Below are 21,412 nucleotides of genomic sequence, written 5' to 3' on the forward strand. Positions count from 1 at the left end.
TGGAATGAAACGAATAGCTGTATTAACGTCTGGCGGAGATTCTCCGGGGATGAATGCTGGAATACGTGCAGTTGTAAGAAAAGGGATATTTCATGGGTTGGAAGTTTATGGAGTATACCATGGATATCAAGGATTAATTAACGGTGACATAAAAAAATTAGAGCTTGGCTCTGTAGGGGACATTATTCACCGCGGCGGCACGATTCTCCAATCGTCGCGCTCTGAACAATTTAAAACAGAAGAAGGACAGCTTCTTGCGATTCAACAATTAAAATCATTTGAAATTGAAGGTCTTGTTGTAATTGGCGGAGACGGATCATACCGAGGGGCTTTGAAGCTGACGGAAAAAGGCTTCCCTTGCATTGGATTGCCTGGAACGATCGATAACGATATTCCAGGAACAGATTTCACGATCGGATTTGATACAGCTCTGAATACGGTTGTAAGGGCAATGGACCAAATTAGGGACACAGCGCAATCCCATGAGCGGATTTTTATAATCGAAGTGATGGGGCGGCATGCTGGTGATATAGCGCTTTGGGCAGGAGTAGCTGGAGGCGCTGAAACGATCTTAATCCCTGAAAGATCGTTTGACTTAGATGATATTGTCAAGCGGTTGGAGCATGGTGTTGAACGCGGGAAAAAACATTCCATTATTGCGTTAGCTGAAGGAGTTATGAGCGCATCAAAACTTGCCGATATTTTAAAGGAAAAATACGGCATTGAGACGCGAGTATCGGTATTAGGACATATTCAGCGCGGCGGCTCTCCAACTGGATTTGATAGAGTTCTTGCTTCCAGAATGGGAGCGAGAGCAGTTGAGCTTCTGTTAGAAGGAAAAGGCGGAAGAGCAGTCGGAATACAGAAAAACCAAATCGTTGATCATGATATTGAAGAGATATTGAAAGAAAAGAGCGAACCAATCGGAGAATTATATACGTTGTCAAAACAGCTTTCTATTTAAAAAGAGCGGACACCGCTCTTTTATTTTTTCATCCGTTCCGTTTTGTGATACACAATAGTTTTGCATTTACGAAGTCTCCTTTTTTAATGGGGTTTGACCACTTTCATAATAAAAGAGAGCACTTCGTAAATGCTTTTTTAATTTTGATGAAATTCATTACTCTAAAATTTAGTTTTATCCAAATAAAATATTGACGAAACCAAAGAGATTCCGTTTATTGGAAATGGTCAAAACGGCATCAACAGCCGTTGTCTGCAGCGACAGGGCTCCGTTTTCATTTCTTTTTTCACCTTTTTACATATTTGCTGCCCCTTTTTTTTCATTTCTTTATATAAAGAAGGTGAAAGGAGGTGCGAGCAAATGGCTGAGGTTCAACCGGTCAAATCACAATTGCGTCTTGTTTTTGAAGAAGGTTTTGATCATTCCGGCAAGCCGCTGTATCGCTATAAAAATTACAGCAATATTAAAACGTCAGCTAGTGCAGATGATTTGCTTAGAGCAGCCCAAGCAATTGCCAGTCTTCAAAAAATGCCGCTTGCCAAAGTGGAACGAAACGATACGCATCAAATTAATGCATAAGTAATCTGGGGGTGAAAAAATGTCTAAATCGCTCGATCTTCTTTTTGCCAATACGGAAGGAAAGACAGTCAGAATCAATGTTGATGAACCTAAGGATTCATTAACAGCAGAGCAAATTGGTCAAGCTATGGAAACAATCATTCAATCAAATGTTTTTACTTCTTCTGGGGGTTCGCTCGTTTCAAAAAAAGGAGCCAGAATTATTGAGCAAACGGTGACAGAATATACGATGAGCTGACGGAAGCGGCCTGTTTCCGGTTCGGGAACAGGCCGGATTTCAGATGCCATAAAGGGAGGGATTGGTTTGCACGATTGGCTGTCGTTTATCAGCGATGTCGGTTTTCCTATTGTTGTGACGCTCTATTTGCTTCACCGGATTGAAGGCAAGCTTGATGACCTAAACCATTCGATTCAAATGATCCCGGTTTATTTGACACAAAAAGAAAATTAATCTCTCTCGATTGATAGCAATCAAACTGTAAAAAGTTTGGTTGCTATATTTTTTTAATGTAATGTAAAAAAATGAAATAATTTATATTTTTCCTTGTTTTACTAATCTCCATATTGGAATGATCGCTTTGATTTCAGAAAAACCTTTTGATATTAAACCTTTTGTAACAAGGAAATAATCTGTATGTATAGACCTTTACATGTTTTTTTGATAGTATAAATGGCAGACTAAACGAATGGAGTTAGTGGAAGGTGGAAGTTTATCAAAATTTAAAAAAGGGTGAACGGGGAGCATGGATTAGCATTGCAGCCTATATTTTGTTGACCGTTGTAAAGATAGCGGTCGGATATTTTTTTCATTCGGAAGCTTTAATGGCTGACGGACTGAACAACGGGACTGATGTAATTGCTTCGATCGCGGTTTTAGTCGGATTAAAAATATCGCAGCGTCCTCCTGACCAAGATCATCACTATGGACATTTTCGGGCAGAAACCATTGCGTCTTTAATTGCATCATTGATTATGGTCATGGTTGGTTTTGAAGTTCTTACTGAAGGAGCAAAATCAATCATAAACCCGAAAACAGAATCACCTGATTTGATCGCGGCATGGACGGCTATCGGCTCAGCAATCGTCATGTTTTCCGTTTATTTATTTAATGTAAGACTTGCGAAAAAAATAAAAAGTCAAGCGCTCATGGCAGCAGCTATGGACAATCGATCCGATGCATATGTCAGTGTCGGAACATTCCTAGGGATTTTGGCGGCGCAATTTCATATCGCATGGATGGACACAGTTGTTGCGATGATCATCGGAGTGCTTATTTGCAAAACTGCTTGGGATATCTTCAAAGAAGCGGTTCATTCCTTAACGGACGGATTTTCAGAGAAGGAGTTAGACAAATATAAAGAAACAATTAACAATATACCCGGGGTTCAATCGCTTGAAGATATTAAAGCCAGATATGTCGGAAGCACCGTATATGTTGATGTTGTCATTAAAGTTCATTCTAATTTAAATGTCGTTGAAAGCCATGCGATTTGTGATGAAGTGGAAAGAAGGCTGACGGAAGAATTTAATATTACGAACGTACATGTACATATAGAACCTTTAAAAGGCGACAGTTGAAAAAACGGACTCTTCATTTTTGGAAAGGAAAGTATGAACTGCCGAGAAAGATGAAAAAACTAAATTTTCTATTTCCATTTTAGATGCCTCACCACCAGTCTTAGGTGTTCGATTGTAAATTTTTTCTTGCTTTTGCTGAGTGCAAAATGCATTGACCTCCCCGTTCTTTTTTTGTACGATTATATAGATTTCTGGTAAAGGAGCGTCTTTTTAAACATGGGGTCCTTTAAAGTAAAAAAGGTGTTGAATAATAATGTATTAATAGCTGGCCACGACACCTTTCAGGAAGTCGTCTTGATTGGAAAAGGAATCGGTTTCGGAAAAAAAAGGGGGGAGCTGATTTCCAACGAAACAGTTGAAAAGATATTTGTGCTGAAAAACGAACAAGAACAGGAACAATATAAAAAACTTCTTCCTTATACAAACGAGAAGATGATAGAAGTTGTTTCAGACTGTATTGCCCACATTTCAAAGAAAGTCGGACTTCCTCTGAATGAACATATTCATATAGCTTTAACAGACCATATTACGTTCGCAATTAAGAGGATCGAGCAGGGGATGGACATCAAAAACCCTTTTTTATCAGAGACTGAAGTGCTTTATCCGAAAGAATATAATATTGCTAGTGAAGTGGTGTCCATTATTGAAGATAAGCTGAAAATCAAGCTGCCCAAAGGTGAGATCGGTTTCATCGCTCTCCACATTCACAGCGCCATAACGCATAAATCAATTTCTGAAGTGAACCGCCATTCTCAGCTTATTGCTCAGTTAATCGAAGTTGCAGAAGATTCCTTAAACATCCAGCTTGATAAAGAAAGCTTTAATTATTTGCGGCTTGTAAGGCATCTTCAGGCAACAATTGAAAGGGTTCTCAAAGAGGAAAAAACGGAAGAACCAGAAGAATTAGCTTTATTGTTGAAAAAAAAATATCCTCTATGCTATAATGTTGCATGGAAAATGATTAAAATGATGCAGCAAGTATTGAAAAAACAAATTGATGAAGCAGAAGCTGTTTATTTAACGATGCATTTATATCGAATAGCAAAAAAAGAATAAATTTTGCGCACGTGTTACTGATTCGATCAGGCATGAGTGAGCAAGGTGTACTGTATAGGGATTTGTTTTCGTACAGTTGACGCCTTGTTTCACCATGCCTTTTTTGTTTTTTCTAATACATCGATTATTCTTGCTGCATTTGTCAAATGATAATTATAAGGAGGTCATGTTATGTTTAAATCAATTTTCGGTGTTTTACAAAAAATAGGACGCGCGCTTATGCTGCCGGTAGCGCTTCTTCCTGCAGCAGGTATTTTGCTTGCATTTGGTAATGCTATGCAAAATCCGGATTTAACAGATAGAATTCCTGCTTTAACGAACGACTGGATCGTGCTTATCGCAAGCGTCATGGAGCAAGCTGGGCAAATAGTATTCACCAACCTGCCGTTGTTATTTGCAGTCGGCGTTGCAATCGGTCTTGCAAACGGCGATGGAGTTGCAGGGATTGCAGCAGTCATCGGCTACTTAATTATGAATGTTACAATGAACGGTATTTTAACAGGTTTGGGTCAAATGCCTAAAGATATTAGTTCTGATCCAGCATTTGCAAACGTTCTCGGAATTGAGACTTTGCAAACAGGTGTGTTTGGCGGGATCATAGTAGGTATCATAGCTGCTTATATGTACAACAAATATTATAAAATTGAGCTTCCGCAATATTTAGGATTTTTTGCCGGAAAGCGGTTTGTTCCAATTGTGACAGCTGCGTCCGCTGTTCTATTAGGGATTGCGATGTACTTTATTTGGCCGCCGATCCAAGGGGCATTAAACCAGTTTTCTCAAGGAATACTTGAGACGAACAAAACGCTCGCCGCTTTTATTTTCGGTGTGATTGAACGTTCATTGATTCCGTTTGGATTACATCATATTTTCTATGCTCCTTTTTGGTATGAATTTGGTTCTTATGTAAACGAAGCAGGGCACGTTGTTCGCGGCGATCAGGCCATTTTCTTTGCCCAAATCAAGGACGGTGTGGAATTGACAGCTGGAACGTTTATGACAGGTAAATTTCCGTTTATGATGTTCGGTCTCCCTGCCGCAGCACTCGCTATTTATCACGAAGCCAAACCCGAGAATAAAAAAGTGGTCGCAGGGATTATGGGTTCTGCCGCGTTGACATCGTTTTTAACAGGAATTACAGAACCGATTGAATTCAGCTTTTTGTTTGTAGCACCGCTTTTGTTTGCGATTCATGCGATATTTGCAGGACTATCCTTTATGGTCATGCATATTTTACATGTTAAAATTGGAATGACTTTTTCAGGCGGAGTGATCGACTTTATATTATTTGGCGTCCTTCCGAATCGAACGGCTTGGTGGCTCGTTATCCCAGTTGGGCTTGTATTTGCGGTCCTTTACTATTTCGGTTTCCGATTTGCCATCCGAAAATTCAACCTGAAAACTCCTGGACGGGAAGATGCAAGTGTTGAAACGTCTGATGATGAGCAGGAGAGCGAAAAAGCCGGAGATCTTCCATATAACATTTTAGAGGCGCTTGGCGGAAATGAAAATATTCAGCACCTTGATGCATGTATCACAAGGCTGCGCGTATCTGTTCATGATCAAAAGAAAGTTGATAAAGAACGCTTGAAAAAGCTCGGCGCTTCAGGTGTTTTAGAAGTGGGCAACAACATCCAGGCAATTTTTGGCCCTAAATCGGACAATTTAAAAACTCAAATACAAGACATCATGAATGGAAGAACTCCAAGAGCAGAAAAAGTTCATTCTCCAGAGCAGGAAGTTAAAGAACAAGTGGAAAATGTTATGCCGGAAGAATTACAAAGCGAAAGCTTAACATTTTCATCGCCTATGACAGGTACTCTTCATCCGATTACAGAAGTACCGGATCAAGTATTCTCTGGAAAAATGATGGGAGATGGGATTGCTATTGTACCTGAAGAAGGTATCGTCGTCTCTCCTGTTAACGGTAAAGTGTTAAATGTATTTCCAACGAAACATGCTATTAGCTTGCAGTCTGATTCTGGCCATGAAATATTGATCCATTTTGGTATTGATACAGTAAAATTGAAAGGAAAAGGATTTGACATTTTCGTTTCAGAAGGCGATACTGTAAAATTAGGTGACAAACTTCTTGAAGTGGATCTTGAATATGTTAAAAATCATTCTCCTTCTATTATGACGCCGATTGTCTTCACTAATTTAAAAGAAGGTGAAGCAATTGAATTGAAAAAAGTAGGCAAAGTAAACAAGGGCGAAGAAAACATTATTGCCATTCGGTAGCAGTTAGTAAACCGGCCTTGTTTAAATCGGACAAGGCTGGTTTCACAAATAATTGATTATCAGCTTGCACAACTCGACATGCACTGATAAAATTTTTAAAGAAAATAGCAGAAAGGATTTGATGCAAATGGCTGAAAAAACATTCAACATTACCGCTGACACAGGAATTCACGCAAGACCTGCGACTATATTAGTGCAAACGGCAAGCAAATTTGAAGCCGACATTAATTTGGAATACAATGGAAAAACAGTAAACTTAAAATCTATTATGGGAGTTATGTCATTAGGTATTCCAAAAGGAGCAACCATTAAAGTTACAGCATCAGGTGCTGATGAAAATGATGCACTTCAAGCGATTGAAGAGACAATCAAAAAAGAAGGGTTAGGCGAATAATGATACAGCTATCTGGGATTGCAGCATCAAACGGTATCGCTATTGCGAAGGCATACCGTCTAGAAGAGCCGGATTTAACCGTATCAAAAAAAGAAATACAAAATATTCGAGCAGAAATTGAGCGTTTTGAACAATCTGTCGAAAGCGCCAAAGCAGAGCTCGAGGTAATTAAAAACAGCACAGAAGAAAGGCTTGGTGCGGATAAAGCAGCGATTTTTGAAGCGCATTTGCTCGTTTTGAACGATCCTGAGCTGTTAAATCCAGTCAAAGAGAAAATCGAAAACGAAGCTGTAAACGCTGAATTTGCGATGAGGGAAACAGCTGATCAATTTATTGCGATGTTCGAAGCGATGGAAAATGAGTATATGCGCGAGCGAGCAGCGGATATTCGGGATGTCACGAAAAGGGTTATAGCCCATTTATTAGGCGTTCAAATCCCAAATCCAAGTTTAATTAATGAAGAAGTCATTATTGTTGCAGAAGATTTAACACCCTCTGATACTGCGCAATTAAACAAAAATTTTGTTAAAGCATTTACAACTGATATTGGAGGAAGAACATCCCATTCTGCGATCATGGCTCGTTCTATGGAAATCCCTGCTGTTGTCGGAACAAAGGAAGCTACCGCCAAAATTGAAAACGGTGCTTTAGTCATTGTTGATGGGATTGAAGGACAAGTAATCATAAATCCAAGTGAAGATTGTATTGCCGAATATGAAAAGAAAAGAGAAAAATATGAAGAGCAAAAAGCGGAATGGGCTAAATTAAAAGACGAGCCGACGTTGTCGAAGGATGGACATCGTGTCGAGCTTGCCGCTAATATTGGCACGCCTAATGACGTACAAGGTGTTCTTGACAACGGCGGTGAAGGAATAGGTCTCTACCGTACGGAATTTTTATACATGGGACGAGACCAAATGCCTACAGAAGAAGAACAATTTGAAGCATATAAAACAGTTCTTGAGAGAATGGAAGGAAAACCTGTTGTTGTCCGTACATTGGATATCGGCGGGGACAAAGAGCTTCCTTACTTGAATCTTCCAAAGGAGCTGAATCCTTTTCTTGGATTCCGCGCCATCCGCCTTTGTTTAGAAAAGCAAGATATTTTTCGGACACAGCTTAAAGCGCTGCTTCGCGCAAGCAAATATGGAAACTTAAAAATCATGTTTCCAATGATTGCGACAATCGATGAATTCCATCAAGCGAAAGCTATTCTGCTCGAAGAAAAAGAAAAACTTGTTCAAGCAGGTGTTGAAGTAGCTGATGATATCGAAGTTGGAATAATGGTTGAAATTCCATCAACTGCTGTTATGGCGGATCAATTTGCCAAAGTGGTTGATTTCTTCAGCATTGGAACAAATGATTTAATTCAATATACAATGGCAGCAGACCGGATGAATGAACGGGTTTCATATTTGTATCAACCGTATAATCCGGCCATCCTTCGATTAATTTCCATTGTGATCGATGCAGCTCATAAAGAAGGAAAATGGGTTGGAATGTGCGGAGAAATGGCAGGAGACCCGATTGCTATACCGCTTCTGCTTGGACTTGGATTAGATGAATTTTCCATGAGCGCAACATCTATTTTGCCTGCGCGTTCACAAATTAAAAAGCTTTCAAAACAGGAAGCAGAAAGCTTTAAAGAAAAAGTTCTTTCTATGCAAACAACGGAAGAAGTCGTTTCTTTTGTTAAAAAAACGTTCCAAATATAAAAGGTACGGAGCCGATCAGTTTAATCTGAATCGGCTCCTTTTTTTGATGCAAGAGCCGATTTATTTACGGAAGGTGAATATAAAAGAATTTCGGCTCTAAGTAAAATGGAGTATGAAAAACGCAGAGCATCAGCATTTTTTGATTTTACATCCGCTTTATTATCCCGATAAAGTCCATCAAAATATAAAAATGATTTGCAGCGAGCGTATAGCTAATTTGATGCAAACGATAGAAAGCAAAACACAGCAGCTGCAGTTCATAAAAAGCTTTTTGCAGTTTGAGCAACTAAAACGACGGGGTATCACGATATAAATTAGGATAAGTTTGCAAATGCAAAAATTTGAAGCCCTCGATATCCGAATCTCTTCTTGTTACTTTCCTCCAATTTGCTAAAACTTTTTTTCTTTTTCACAGCCGGCACCGCTACGGCGGTATCTTTTTTTAGAAGAAACACATGCAGCCTATGCTTTTTTTTATGCAAGATCGCTCCCAAAAACAAAGCCAATTGGAAATATGAAAAAGATAATTAGTTTCATTTTGTAAAAAGATAAATCAGATTGCCGATATATACATTAGAAAACGTATAAGTTTTCTTAATTATTTTTATTAAATAAAGATTTATGTAGGAGATGGAACAAATGTTTAAAAAGCTTCAGTGGAAATTGACAGCGCTCATCACCATATTGTTAATTTTTTCACTTTTGGTTGTTTTTTTCACGTCTGATTATTTTGTTCAAAAGAACATTAAATCAGATGCGTTTCATACGGGGCAATCGATTGTTAAGCAAGCGAAAAAGAACCTGCTTTTACAGATGCAGGAATATGAAAGAATTTTGCTGCTTTTCAGCAATGAACCGGAAATCGCACAGTTGCTTGAAAAAAATGACGATCAATCTTTACAGTCCGTAAAGGAAACGTTTCAATCATTTTTAAGCGCTAATCAATTGGTCCGGTCTGTCTATGTAGCCAACACTAAGACTCTTGTTGCTGCAGAACCTGAGTTAAACTTAAAGGAAGATTTGATAATCAATTCACGACCTTGGTATAAAAGCGCTGTAACAAGTCCAAACTTTGTTTCGTGGTCAGAGCCTTATCGTGATGGGGAAAAAGGAGAATATGTTGTTACCGCCTCAAAGGCCATTACAAAGGATGGGGTGTTGCTTGGCGTTATTGGAATTGATATTAATTTAACAACGTTTAATGAATTTGTTAAGCAAGTGGAAGCTGGCTTTGGAGGGTATACATTCCTGCTTGATAGAAATGGAGATGCCATCGCTCATCCGAAAATGACCGGAAAAAATTTATATAAAAACAACGGTCTTATGGCAGCGATTAAAAACCAAAAACGTGGTATAGCTTCTATAAAAGAAAATGGAAAAGATTCAACCATTATTTTTGAAACGATCACGGAACTAAATTGGAAAATCGGTGTAGTCTATTCGGATGCAAATCTGGAGCAAACAGCCCGCACAATCCGGAGCATTAACGTTTCCATTATTATTGCTGCATTGATTGTGGCATTTTTCATCACTAGTTTTGTTTCGAGAAGCATTTCAAAGCCGATTTTGCTTTTGGCTAAAAACGCCGACAAAATGGCTGAAGGGGATTTATCCGGAACATTAACAGTGAAAAATAAAGATGAAATCGGGAAATTGGCTAATAGCTTTACGAAGATGACCGATAACATCCGACAAATTCTCCTCGATCTGGACGGATCCGTGAAGGAGCTGCAGCAATCTGCTCAAACATTAAACGTGGTTTCGGAAGAAGCTACTGCGTCAAGTGAGGAAATTTCCGTTGCAATTGAGGAAATTGCAAAAGGCTCAGGTGAGCAGGCAAACAGTACGGAAATTATAAACGGACAAATCAAACAATTAGAAGATTGTATTCAACAAGTAAACAATGATGTAAAAAATGTCGAAAATTTATCTTACGAATCACAAAATGCCAGCTATAATGGTTTAGAAAAGCTAAATGAGCTTCAAATAAAATCAAATGAGGCTGACAAAGAATCTGAGATGGTCCAATCCGTACTACAAAATCTTGTAGATCGAGTTGAAAAAATTTCTGATATCGTGTCGACCATTTCCAAAATTTCAGATCAGACGAACTTGCTCGCTTTAAATGCAAGTATTGAAGCAGCAAGAGCAGGTGAATCAGGTAAAGGATTTGCCGTTGTCGCTGAGGAAGTAAGAAACCTTGCTGAACAATCGGCAAAAGCGACAGAAAACATTAAAAATATGATTGAAGGAATCCAAATTGAAACGAAAAATGCCTACGATGCAATGAGTCGTTCGAAAAAAATTCATGAAGAACAAAACAAAGCTGTTCAAGTGACAGGCAATGCGTTTCATGAAATTGCAATTAAAATGGAAGATTTGCTTAATGCCATTAAATCAACATTAAATGCGATCGATCGGATGAATGAGCAAAAAGAAACAGTCGTCGAATCGATTGAAAATATTTCTGCAGTAACCCAGCAGCTAGCTGCCTCTGCGGAAGAAGTCAGTGCAACAACGAACGAGCAGGTCAAAGCATTCTCAATGGTTGCGGAAAAAGCGGAATCGTTAAGCGAAGAAAGCAACCGCTTAAAAGGCTTAGTAGAACGCTTTAAGTTATAAAAAATATGCAGGGGGTGTCTAATAAGTCGTTTTTACGGCTTATTGACGCCCCCATTAATGTTTTAGAAACGTTGATATATCGGTGTTTATGATTTTTTGTTTTCAAAGGGATTTCTCTGGACAGCCCTTTCTTTATTTTTGATTTGAATGCAATTCACCTAGATGAGCAGGCAGGTAAGAAAACCATAACAGTTGATGTCAAGAAAAAGCATGGGTTTAAAGCTCCCTTTGAAATTTGAATTTTGGACATACTACTGCGTGAAAGAGGACAAGCTTAAACGCACCTTCGCAGGCCGCCTTTGACAGTGTTGAGCAAACAAAAGAAGCTCTATGTCGTTAATAAATTCAGAATGGGAGTAAAACGAAAGTTTCCCACATTTTGATAAGATCATGATAAGATGAAAGAAAAGGTGAAAGGATGGAATGTCAATGGATTTCGGTTTCAAAGGTAAAACAGCACTTGTTTTGGCATCAAGTCAAGGATTAGGTAAAGCGATTGCAACAAGGCTTGTGGAAGAAGGAGCCGACGTGATGATCACAAGCCGAAATGAAGAAAAGCTAATAGACGTGGCAAATCAATTAAATGCGCTTGGAAAAGGAAAAGCAGCCTTTATTAAAACAGACATTACTTCAAAAGAGGAAATTAGCAGGCTAGTTAATCAGACAATAAAAGAGTTTGGCAAAATTGATTTACTCGTTAACAACGCTGGCGGTCCCCCTGCAGGAGGATTTGAGCAAATGACTGATGAAGATTGGCAAAATGCTTTTGAATTAAACTTGCTCAGCTATATCCGTACCATTCGCGAGATTCTTCCGCATATGAAACAAAGAGGAGGGAAAATCGTAAATATTGCTTCTTCTTCCGTGAAGGAGCCGATCCCGGGTTTAATTTTATCCAACACGTTTCGCTTAGGAATTGTGGGGCTGACGAAAACGTTAGCAACAGAATTTGCAAAGTACGATATTTTAATTAACACGGCGTCACCCGGCAGAATTGCAACAGAACGGATTGATCAATTGGAAGAATGGAATGCAGCGAAGCTCGGTATTCCGAAAGAAGAGATCAAGAACAAATATTTGGAAGCGATTCCTCTCAACCGCTACGGAGAACCGAATGAATTTGCGAACTATGTGCTGTTTCTTCTGTCTGACTTGAATACATATATGACTGGACAAACCTTTTTGATTGACGGCGGTTTAGTAAAGTCCATTTAATCGGGTGTGCACTGAAAGCTGAAAATGCAAGCGTTTCATAGCAGAACAGTTTCATTACTAAGCCGTATACACTGAAATGGGGAAAGGGTGAACAATATGTCAAAAAAAACAATCGGTTTTATTGGGCTTGGAGTAATGGGAAAAAGCATGGCACGTCATTTGCTTGAAGCGGGTTATCCGCTTACGGTTTATACCCGGACGAAAGAAAAGGCCGAAGATTTGATCAATCAAGGTGCTGTTTGGAAAGAATCGATCAAAGATCTCGCAAAAGATGCGAATGTTATTATCACGATGGTTGGTTTCCCGAAAGATGTTGAAGAAGTTTATTTTAGTGAAAATGGAATTTTAGCCAATGCCTATCCAGGAGCTATATGTATTGACATGACAACGACAAAACCATCGCTTGCCGAAAAAATATACGAAAAATCAAAGGAAAAAGGCATTTCCTTTTTAGATGCGCCTGTTTCAGGAGGAGATGTCGGCGCAAAAAATGGAACGCTATCGATTATGGTCGGAGGAGATCAAGAGACGTTCGATGAATGTTTTGAAATTTTTGAGAAAATGGGAAAAAATATTGTTTATCAAGGAAAAGCCGGTGCGGGGCAGCATACAAAAATGTGCAACCAAATTGCGATTGCTGCCGGCATCATTAGTGTTTGTGAATCGCTTGCCTACGCTGTTCGGGCGGGGCTGGATCCAGATAAGGTGTTGAAAAGCATTTCCTCCGGGGCTGCTGGAAGTTGGTCTTTGTCGAACTATGCGCCGAGAATGCTTTCGAATCAATTTGAGCCTGGATTTTATGTCAAGCACTTTATAAAAGATATGGACATTGCTTTAGAGGAAGCAAGAAGAATGGAATTAGACGTACCAGGGCTTGAGCTTGCGAGAAGCTTGTATGAAAAACTGGCTGAAATGGGAGAAGAAAATAGCGGAATACATGCATTATATAAGCTGTGGAAAAAATAAAAACGCACATCATTCTTTTAAGTCACACAATTTTAGTCAGCTTCTTCTTTTTCTCAGCAATTAATTTTCAAAAAAAGTGTGGGGGCATATCCCCCACACCTTTTAAAAAGTTGAAATGAGTGAACTGTCCGATCTATTATTTTCCAATAAACATTTGTGTCCAGTAATTTCCATTTTCTACGTAACCAACGCCGATATGAGTAAAGTTAGGATTTAAAATGTTTTGTCTGTGGCCAGAGCTGTTCATCCAAGCATTAACAACTTCTTCAGGAGTACGTTGCCCCATTGCAATATTTTCCCCTGCTGTTCTGAAGGAAATGCCGAACTTTTTCATCATGTCAAACGGAGAACCGTAAGTCGGGCTTGTGTGGGAAAAATATTTGTTTCTTTGCATATCTAAAGATTTTTCACGAGCTACCTTGCTTAAAGCTTCATCTAAAACAAGAGGCTTTAAACCTTGTTTTTGCCGCTCAGCATTTGTTAGTTCAACTACTTTTTTCTCAAATGCATTTACGGATGAAGCGGTTTGTGATTGTTTTGGTGTTTGGTTGTTGGTTGCTTTGTCATTGGCAGATGGTGCTGGCTGAGTTGTTTTTTGAGTAGTTTGGGCTGGGTTTTTCACAGCTCGCTTGTTCGCAGGCTGGTTTGTGTTTCTTTTAATTGCTTCTTTTATAGCATTATTTGCTTCTATGCTTGGATTTTGTAAACAGTTGTTTAATAGATTTTGCAATTCTTTTGAATCAGCTGATTGAATGAGCTGTTTCAATTGATCTTCGTTTATATGATAAGGTCCGAAAGTTTGTACGTAGCTTTTGATTTGAACTGGTTGGTTTTGAATTTCAGCTGCATTGGCATTTGTGCCGGCGCCTGCAGTGAAAATGGCGGCAGCTGCTGCAATAGAAGCAATAATAGATTTCTTCATGCGTTTTCTACCTCCTTGAAATTTGTTCATGTAATTTACGAAACTATCATAACATGCGTTTTTTGTCATATTTTTGTCTATTCCTTCCATTGACAAATAATAGATTTTAAGTTTATAAACATTATCATGTAATTGTTGAAATTATAGGGTTCCAACCGAGGGAATATATGATATACTTCCTTCAAGAAGTGACAAAATTAAGCAAAATGTCTATAAATTGATAAGAATTAGGGGTTGACAATCTGTATAGAAAACAAAACTTTGTAATGTATGTTACAATATATTTACAAGTTCATGAGTCGACTGAAACATGATTTATAACTGAAACATGATTTATATTAGAAAAGAAAGGAAGATTCCTTCGTGAAAAAAGAAGCGGAAACAACTCCTTCTGAGACAAAACGGCAAAGGAAAGCGAGAATTTTTCGTATCAATTTTTTCTTTTTTATCGTTTTTCTTTTATTTGCCGCACTTGTCGTCCGCCTTGGCATCGTTCAAATTGTTCAGGGTGAAGAATATGCGAAAGAAGTCAGCCGGACAGAAGTGAATGTTGCGCAATATCCTGCACCAAGAGGAAAAATGTTTGACCGAAACGGGAGAATCGTTGTAGACAACAAAAATGTTCCTGCTGTGACCTATACGGTGGAGAAGACGACCAAAACGAAAGACAAGCTGGAAACAGCAAAAAAATTAGCACAGCTGATTGATCTCGACACATCTTTTCTAAGAGAAAGAGATTTGCGGGATTATTGGATAGCCAAAAATCCAAAAAAGGCAGAAAACTTATTGACGGAAAAAGAGAAAAAATTAGAACCTAAGGAAACATATCCACTTCAGGTTGAACGGGTTCCGGAAGAAGAAATTAAAAAAATCGAGAAGGATCCAAAAGAATTGGAGCTTGCCGCTCTATATACGAAATTTTCATCCGGATATGCGTATGAGCCGCAGATTGTCGCAACGAACTTAAGCCAAGAAGAAGTTTCAAGGGTTGCGGAACAGCTGGAAAATCTTCCGGGTGTCGATGTCATCACAGATTGGGAAAGGGTGTACCCTTATGATGACGTATTTAAAACGATTTTAGGGAAAATCTCATCTCCAAAAGAAGGGATACCAGAAGACAATAAATCATTTTTTGTAGCTCGAGGCTATGCCCGAAATGAACGAGTTGGAAAAAGCTATTTGGAGCAGCAATATGAGGATTATCTAAACCCAAGAAAAGCAAAAGTTCAATATATATCTGATAAAGATGGAAATACGATTTCCCAAAAGGAAATTGATGACGGCAGAAGAGGATTCGATTTAAAACTTTCCATCGATATCGAACTGCAAAAAAGAATTGAAAAAATTGTTGATCAGCAGATCAAAGCAGCAAGAGGACGTGGAAATTATTTAGTTGACCGCGCTTTCGTTGTCATGATGGATCCGTATAAAGGAGACGTTTTGGCGATGGTCGGACGAATGTACGATTCAGGAGAGATGTTGAACTTTGATTACGGTGCATTTGGGACGCAATATGAAATGGGTTCTACCGTTAAAGGTGCGACAGTTTTAGCAGGATATCAATTTGGTCTGAGACACGGAACCGTCTTTTATGACGCACCAATTCGTTTAAAAGGGACTCCGGAAAAATCTTCTTATCAAAATATGGGGGCTGTATCTGACCTAACAGCGTTGCAAAGAAGTTCAAACGTTTATATGTTCCATATCGCTATGAAAATTGCTGGTATACAATATTATCCGGGAAGAAGTTTTCCAGCTAAAGATGAAGATTTTCAAAAGATGCGGAATTACTATGCCCAATTTGGTTTAGGGGTTCCGACAGGGATTGATCTCCCGCAGGAGTCTGCAGGGCAGCAATCTGATCCTGGAATTGACAGAGGGAAATTGCTTGACCTTGCCATTGGTCAGTTTGATACGTACACACCGCTGCAAATGGCCCAATATGTTTCAACGATTGCAAATGGCGGATACCGTGTTAAGCCGCGGCTTGTAACAGAAATTCTTGAACCGACTGACGATGGACTCGGACCGATTGCTCAAGAAATGCCGGTAAAAGTGTTAAACCGAATAAACAATACGGAAGAGGATATTCAACGCGTCCAACAAGGCTTTTATCTAGTGACGAATACTCGACGCGGAACAGCTTACGCTCAGTTACATGGATTAAATGTTGCGGGCAAAACCGGAACAGCGGAAACGACTTATTATGGTACGAAGCGTCAATACTGGGGGACAGACGTTTATAATTTAACATTTATCGGCTATTATCCTGCCAAAGATCCGCAGGTTGCTTTCAGTGTTGTCGTCCCTTGGACAAAAAGAACCGGAAGCGAAGATGTGAATAAACGTATAGCGAGAGATATTGTAAAAGCATACATCGATTTACAGAAAGAATACGCCGGAAATTCCAATGCAAAATCAAATGATGACGAGCAATAAAAAATAAATTATATAGAAGGGCCGTCGCTTTTTAACGAGCGATGGCTTTTCTATTAGTTATCGAAAACCATTCATATAAATTGAACGATGCCGCATTCGCATAAAGATTTTTCGATAAACGGTTCGAAATTCGCACATGCCGCAAAAACCGCAAACTTTTGTCCTATCTGCATATCTCCGAATGGTGTGAAACCCGAAGAAAGCGCAAAAACCGCACATGGCCGCAAAATCGGTAAAGCTCATACCACCTCTTGCATGCCTCAGGTGCGTTGTTAAACCTGAGGGAAGCGCAAAAACCGCAAAATAACCGAAAAATCCGCATAAGACAAAAAAAACTAGCCCTTTTTTGGCCAGTATTTTTTAAAATGTTGATACATACATATTTTTTATAGGGAAGGAAATGCAGTGGAAAAAGTCGAAAAAACATTTTAAATAGTAAGATTGACACATTTTTAGATGTTTAATTTGTAAAACTATATTAAAATTTTAGGTGGACAAAAAGTAGCAGGTCAATGAACAAGATAGACTTTTTCTTTCTGGAAAGGGTAGTAATAGGGGGGCCAGGGATGAGTCAACAAATACAAAAGGGTGTGCACAATCAAACAGAAATCATTTATTCGGTTATTTCTAATGAAGGCTATTTTGAATACATCTCCTCAAATTGTTTGAAAGTGCTCGGATATAAACAAAAAGAACTAATCGGTTCCAATCTTTCAGAATACTTGCATGTAGAAGATATAAATATATTTGAAAGCTTTTTATATCATGGAGATGATATCTTTCCTTGTTCCTTCCGTTTTTTGCAGAAAAATGGATCCTATATTTGGATGAAAACGTCAGTTGATGTTATTTACAATCATTTGAACAAGGATCAAAGAGAATTTGTCTTAAAGTTTGCTGTCACTTCGGCGGATGACAAGATAGATGAAGTTCCCAAAGAAGTAAATCCGATACGTGCTGACGGTGCTCTTGATTTTGTGCACGAGCTTCCGTGCCCGCTCATAATTTCAAAAAAAGGGAAAGTTCAATATGCTAATACGGCTGCTGTTAAGCTGCTTGTGGCGACTAGCAGTGAAGATATTGTTGGAAAAATGGTTTTCCAATTTATTGACAAAATGTTTCACGAATCTGTCCATGAAACGATTGAAAATCTTCACAAAGGAATTGATAGCGGAATTTTAGAACAAATTTGGACATCTTTGGACGGGAACAAGATCTATGTTGAGTTGAAGAGCGTGCTTATATCATATAAAGGCGAACAAGCAGAACTGCTTGTCATTACCGATATTTCATCCAAAAAAATATACCAAAGCATTTTGCAGCAAAGCAGTGAAAAGTATCAAAGGCTGATTCAAAATTCCATCGATACAATTGCAGTGATTCATAATGATAAATGGGTTTTTATGAATGAGTCGGGGATCAAGCTTTTCGGTGCGCAAGATTATCCGGACGTATTGGGCAAAAGCATCTATCATTTTTTACACCCGGAATATCATCAGCATGTCAAAGATCAATTAGATGACATAACGAACGGAAGAACGGAAACAATCGTGACCAAGCAAAGCTGGTATACATATTCGAAAAAAATTGTCAATACCGAAATGGTTTGCATTCCGACAACATATTTTGGCGAACCGGCGGTTCAAATAATTTTACGAGATTTGTCTGAACATAAACATGCGGAAGAATTGATGATTCGCTCTGAAAAGCTTTCTGTTGCAGGGCAGCTGGCAGCAGGTATCGCCCACGAAATACGCAATCCGTTAACAGCAATAAAAGGTTTTTTACAGCTGATGCATGGTGAAATCGAAAAAGATAATCAATATTTTGAAATCATTTTTTCAGAGCTGAATCGAATTGAAATGATTTTGAGTGAATTGCTGATGCTTGCGAAACCGCAAGAAACGGTTTTTGAAAAAGCAAATGTCAAAACGATTTTACTCGAAGTTGTTACACTGCTGGAAACGGAAGCAATATTAAGAAATATTGTGATTGAGAAAAAATTTTCTGATGAGAATCAAGAAGTTGTTTGCGATAAAAACCAATTGAAGCAAGTTTTTATTAATCTCATTAAGAATGCAATTGAAGCAATGCCAAATGGAGGAACAGTGACAATTTCTACTAAATCGGAAAATTTTTCCATTGTGATTGAAATAAAAGATGAAGGAGAGGGGATACCGAAAGAGCTGCTAGAAAGATTAGGGGAGCCTTTTTTAACGACAAAAGAAAAAGGAACAGGTCTAGGATTAATGATCACATATAAAATTGTTGAAAATCATAAAGGCACGATCGATGTGTCGAGCAGCGAAAAAGGCACCGTTTTCACAATTAAGTTGCCAAAACAAAAAACAGTGCTTTAAAAGCGCACTGTTTTTCTATTTTCTTTTCAGTTGCACAAAATGCTCAAGCCTGTCCAAAGCTTTTTCCAGCTCTTTTGTCGAGTAAGCGTAAGAGATGCGGATAAACCCTTCTCCAAATTTGGAAAAAGCGCTCCCCGGGACGACCGCTACACCAGCCTTCTCAACCAGCTCCAAAGCAAAATCAAAAGAGCTTTGTCCAAATGATTGAATCGAAGGAAACAAATAAAAGGCTCCGCTTGGTTTAACAACCTCAAATCCCATTGCAACGAGACGACCGTATACGTACTCCAATCTTTTTTCATATTCTTTTTTCATTATTTGACCATCATGAAACCCTTCCGTTAAAGCGTTGTAAGCAGCTTTTTGAGAGATCGACGAAGCGCATGAAACATTATATTGATGCACTTTTAACATATGTTTTGTGATATCTTTCGGCGCAAAAAGAAATCCGATCCGCCATCCAGTCATGCTATGCGATTTGGAAAGTCCATTGACGACGATCGTCTGCTCCCGCAAAAAAGAAGCGATCGAGGTATGAGGTGCATCATACGTTAATTCACTGTAAATTTCATCCGCTAAAATAAAAATATCCTTCCCGCGAACGGCATCGGCAATCTCTATCAGCTCCTCTGCAGTGAATGTAACGCCTGTCGGATTGGACGGGTAAGGCAAAATTATGCATCGGGTTTTTTCTGTTATATTTTGTTTAATCAAATCCGCAGTTAATTTAAATTTGTTTTTTGTCGTATCAACATAAACGGGTATTGCTCCGCACAATTGAATAATTGGCTCATACCCCGGATAAACAGGACCTGGCAGCATTACCTCCGTCCCGGGCTCCAAAATCGTTCGAAGCGCTATATCAATCGCCTGGCTGGCCCCGATTGTAACAATCACTTCCGAACCAGGATCATAGGAGAGATGATATTTTTTATGTACAAATTGGCATGCTGCTTCTCTTACATCGATCAATCCTGCATTATGCGTATACGTTGTATAGTTGTCATCAATTGCCTGTTTTGCCGCTTCTTTTATATGTGAAGGCGTTGGGAAGTCAGGCTGGCCAATCGTTAGCGAAACGACATCGTCATAGTTGGAAACGATGTTAAAAAAAGCTCGAATGCCGGAAATCGCAATGTTTTTTACATTTTGGTTAATCAAATGTTCCATACAAATCACCTGCTTTAATAAGTGTCGTCTTATATTTTATCATGTTTGTCCCAAGCTTTTATTGGTAAACTAAATTTATGTCCAAAAAAATTTAGAAAGTGTGATGTCTATGATACGAACATTAGTCATTACAACTGATTTGGAAGCTAAATATGATGTGGCATTAAAAGAGATTCGAAAAAAGGAAGTTCTTTGGTACTGGGTCGATTTTTACAAGGCGACGGAAGATGAAATTAGATTGCTAGGGAAATTTTTTCATTTTCATCCTTTGTCCATTGAGGATTGTGTCGAAAATGTTGAACGGCCGAAAATAGATTTTTATGACTCTTATATGTTTGTTGTGTTGCACGGAATTCATCAACAGACGCTGGAACCGGAAGAGCTTGACTTATTTGTAAACGAAAAAGGAATCGTCACATTTCACAAAAATGCCATTCGAGATCTAAACAACATTTGGCTGAGAATCAAAAAAGACGATTCTTTAAAAAAAGGGCCTATGAAAATCATGCATCAATTGACTGATAAGCTCGTTGATGATTTTTTTCCGCCCGTGTACCATTTGGAAGATTTATTAAATCAAATTGAGGAAAACAATAAAAACAAATCGATCAATGAGTTAATGAAAGAGCTTTTTTCCATCAGGTCTCAATTATCAAAAATAAGAAGAACAATCATTCCGATGCGGGATTTGATGTACCGGATCATCTCGTCCAACAGGCTGAACGAAATGAAGGAGGAAGATTTGTATTTTTATGATGTTTATGACCATTTACTCAAGCTTGTCGAGATGACGGAGGCAAATCGGGAGCTTGCGGCTGATATAAGGGACAGCTATTTATCTTACAACTCAAACCGGATGAATACGATTATGATGACATTGACGGTTATTTCGTCTATTTTTATGCCTCTTACGTTTATCGCAGGAATTTATGGAATGAATTTTGAATATATGCCCGAGCTGAAAATGAAGTATGGCTATTATATTGTATTAGGAGTCATGGCTCTCATCGGAACAGGAATGCTTTATATTTTTTATAAAATGGGTTGGTTCCGGTTTCATAAAGGTCCAAAATTGTAGCGGGCAAAAAATGCGGCCTGCTTCGTAAAAAATAGGATGGGTAAGTTTTTGCACATTATAAAAAAGAAACTTGAAGAGTGCAAAATTTAACAATGAAAGGCGGAAAATTGCTC

General features: G+C 38.7%; 17 protein-coding genes. 15 read left to right on the top strand and 2 right to left on the bottom strand.

Going from position 1 to position 21,412, the window contains the following annotated elements; all coding sequences use genetic code 11:
* The first annotated feature begins 4 nt into the window (after positions 1-4).
* The 12 genes from pfkA to NSS70_RS08120 all read left to right on the top strand — a co-directional run bounded on the left by pfkA (position 5) and on the right by NSS70_RS08120 (position 13,330).
* The gene (gene pfkA / locus NSS70_RS08065; protein ID WP_066247956.1) at positions 5-964 is read left to right on the top strand and encodes a 6-phosphofructokinase; all 960 of its coding nucleotides are present in this window, start codon (positions 5-7) and stop codon (positions 962-964) included.
* A 360-nt stretch (positions 965-1,324) separates the two neighbouring features.
* Complete coding sequence (locus NSS70_RS08070) at positions 1,325-1,543, top strand: DUF1659 domain-containing protein (protein WP_063389344.1); 219 nt, start codon at positions 1,325-1,327, stop codon at positions 1,541-1,543.
* A 19-nt stretch (positions 1,544-1,562) separates the two neighbouring features.
* The gene (locus NSS70_RS08075) at positions 1,563-1,781 is read left to right on the top strand and encodes a DUF2922 domain-containing protein (protein ID WP_063389343.1); all 219 of its coding nucleotides are present in this window, start codon (positions 1,563-1,565) and stop codon (positions 1,779-1,781) included.
* Positions 1,782-1,847: 66 nt separating this feature from the next.
* Entirely contained in the window at positions 1,848-1,994 is a 147-nt protein-coding gene (locus NSS70_RS08080; protein WP_063389342.1) for a YvrJ family protein, read from the top strand.
* A 251-nt stretch (positions 1,995-2,245) separates the two neighbouring features.
* The gene (locus NSS70_RS08085; protein ID WP_063389341.1) at positions 2,246-3,121 is read left to right on the top strand and encodes a cation diffusion facilitator family transporter; all 876 of its coding nucleotides are present in this window, start codon (positions 2,246-2,248) and stop codon (positions 3,119-3,121) included.
* Between the two features lie 216 nt (positions 3,122-3,337).
* Positions 3,338-4,177 carry a glucose PTS transporter transcription antiterminator GlcT gene (gene glcT, locus NSS70_RS08090; RefSeq protein WP_063389340.1) on the top strand — a complete coding sequence of 280 codons (840 nt, stop codon included), beginning with the start codon at positions 3,338-3,340 and terminating at the stop codon, positions 4,175-4,177.
* 171 nt (positions 4,178-4,348) lie between these two features.
* Entirely contained in the window at positions 4,349-6,418 is a 2,070-nt protein-coding gene (ptsG, locus tag NSS70_RS08095; protein WP_339199612.1) for a glucose-specific PTS transporter subunit IIBC, read from the top strand.
* A gap of 127 nt (positions 6,419-6,545) precedes the next feature.
* Positions 6,546-6,812, top strand: coding sequence for a phosphocarrier protein HPr (locus NSS70_RS08100; RefSeq protein ID WP_063389338.1), 267 nt, complete (start codon positions 6,546-6,548; stop codon positions 6,810-6,812).
* Positions 6,812-8,527: a phosphoenolpyruvate--protein phosphotransferase gene (gene ptsP / locus NSS70_RS08105; protein ID WP_340881242.1), complete on the top strand. Its 1,716-nt coding sequence runs from the start codon at positions 6,812-6,814 to the stop codon at positions 8,525-8,527. Before NSS70_RS08100 ends, ptsP begins: the two co-directional genes overlap by 1 nt.
* A 639-nt stretch (positions 8,528-9,166) precedes the next feature.
* Positions 9,167-11,149: a methyl-accepting chemotaxis protein gene (locus tag NSS70_RS08110; protein ID WP_339199615.1), complete on the top strand. Its 1,983-nt coding sequence runs from the start codon at positions 9,167-9,169 to the stop codon at positions 11,147-11,149.
* Between the two features lie 429 nt (positions 11,150-11,578).
* On the top strand, positions 11,579-12,364 hold the full coding sequence (locus NSS70_RS08115; protein WP_063389335.1) for an SDR family oxidoreductase: 786 nt from the start codon (positions 11,579-11,581) through the stop codon (positions 12,362-12,364).
* 96 nt (positions 12,365-12,460) lie between these two features.
* The gene (locus tag NSS70_RS08120; protein WP_063389334.1) at positions 12,461-13,330 is read left to right on the top strand and encodes an NAD(P)-dependent oxidoreductase; all 870 of its coding nucleotides are present in this window, start codon (positions 12,461-12,463) and stop codon (positions 13,328-13,330) included.
* A gap of 136 nt (positions 13,331-13,466) precedes the next feature.
* Here NSS70_RS08120 and NSS70_RS08125 read toward each other — a convergent pair whose 3' ends face one another.
* Positions 13,467-14,252 (bottom strand): CAP domain-containing protein, encoded by a 786-nt coding sequence (locus tag NSS70_RS08125; RefSeq protein ID WP_339199985.1) that lies wholly within the window; start codon positions 14,250-14,252, stop codon positions 13,467-13,469.
* Positions 14,253-14,615: 363 nt separating this feature from the next.
* Between NSS70_RS08125 and NSS70_RS08130 the strand changes: the two genes are divergently transcribed.
* Both NSS70_RS08130 and NSS70_RS08135 read left to right on the top strand, forming a co-directional pair.
* On the top strand, positions 14,616-16,691 hold the full coding sequence (locus NSS70_RS08130; protein WP_063389332.1) for a peptidoglycan D,D-transpeptidase FtsI family protein: 2,076 nt from the start codon (positions 14,616-14,618) through the stop codon (positions 16,689-16,691).
* A gap of 566 nt (positions 16,692-17,257) precedes the next feature.
* Entirely contained in the window at positions 17,258-19,051 is a 1,794-nt protein-coding gene (locus NSS70_RS08135) for a PAS domain S-box protein (RefSeq protein WP_339199620.1), read from the top strand.
* Positions 19,052-19,066: 15 nt separating this feature from the next.
* On the opposite strand, the gene NSS70_RS08140 is transcribed toward NSS70_RS08135, so the two are convergent.
* Positions 19,067-20,221 (bottom strand): aminotransferase A, encoded by a 1,155-nt coding sequence (locus NSS70_RS08140; protein WP_339195054.1) that lies wholly within the window; start codon positions 20,219-20,221, stop codon positions 19,067-19,069.
* A gap of 109 nt (positions 20,222-20,330) precedes the next feature.
* On the opposite strand from NSS70_RS08140, the gene corA reads away from it, so the two are divergent.
* Positions 20,331-21,299: a magnesium/cobalt transporter CorA gene (corA, locus tag NSS70_RS08145; RefSeq protein WP_198318521.1), complete on the top strand. Its 969-nt coding sequence runs from the start codon at positions 20,331-20,333 to the stop codon at positions 21,297-21,299.
* The last annotated feature ends 113 nt before the right edge of the window (positions 21,300-21,412 follow it).

The sequence above is a fragment of the Aeribacillus sp. FSL K6-2848 genome (assembly GCF_038004325.1).
Taxonomy (GTDB): Bacteria; Bacillota; Bacilli; order Bacillales; family Aeribacillaceae; genus Aeribacillus; species Aeribacillus composti.

Coding starts and splice junctions, on each gene's coding strand:
- NSS70_RS08075 (WP_063389343.1), top strand. CDS start 1,563: ATGTCTAAATCGCTCGATCTTCTTTTTGCCAATACGGAAGGAAAGACA.
- NSS70_RS08110 (WP_339199615.1), top strand. CDS start 9,167: ATGTTTAAAAAGCTTCAGTGGAAATTGACAGCGCTCATCACCATATTG.
- NSS70_RS08125 (WP_339199985.1), bottom strand. CDS start 14,252: ATGAAGAAATCTATTATTGCTTCTATTGCAGCAGCTGCCGCCATTTTC.
- NSS70_RS08100 (WP_063389338.1), top strand. CDS start 6,546: ATGGCTGAAAAAACATTCAACATTACCGCTGACACAGGAATTCACGCA.
- NSS70_RS08070 (WP_063389344.1), top strand. CDS start 1,325: ATGGCTGAGGTTCAACCGGTCAAATCACAATTGCGTCTTGTTTTTGAA.
- NSS70_RS08135 (WP_339199620.1), top strand. CDS start 17,258: ATGAGTCAACAAATACAAAAGGGTGTGCACAATCAAACAGAAATCATT.
- ptsP (WP_340881242.1), top strand. CDS start 6,812: ATGATACAGCTATCTGGGATTGCAGCATCAAACGGTATCGCTATTGCG.
- NSS70_RS08120 (WP_063389334.1), top strand. CDS start 12,461: ATGTCAAAAAAAACAATCGGTTTTATTGGGCTTGGAGTAATGGGAAAA.
- corA (WP_198318521.1), top strand. CDS start 20,331: ATGATACGAACATTAGTCATTACAACTGATTTGGAAGCTAAATATGAT.
- NSS70_RS08115 (WP_063389335.1), top strand. CDS start 11,579: ATGGATTTCGGTTTCAAAGGTAAAACAGCACTTGTTTTGGCATCAAGT.
- ptsG (WP_339199612.1), top strand. CDS start 4,349: ATGTTTAAATCAATTTTCGGTGTTTTACAAAAAATAGGACGCGCGCTT.
- NSS70_RS08140 (WP_339195054.1), bottom strand. CDS start 20,221: ATGGAACATTTGATTAACCAAAATGTAAAAAACATTGCGATTTCCGGC.
- pfkA (WP_066247956.1), top strand. CDS start 5: ATGAAACGAATAGCTGTATTAACGTCTGGCGGAGATTCTCCGGGGATG.
- glcT (WP_063389340.1), top strand. CDS start 3,338: ATGGGGTCCTTTAAAGTAAAAAAGGTGTTGAATAATAATGTATTAATA.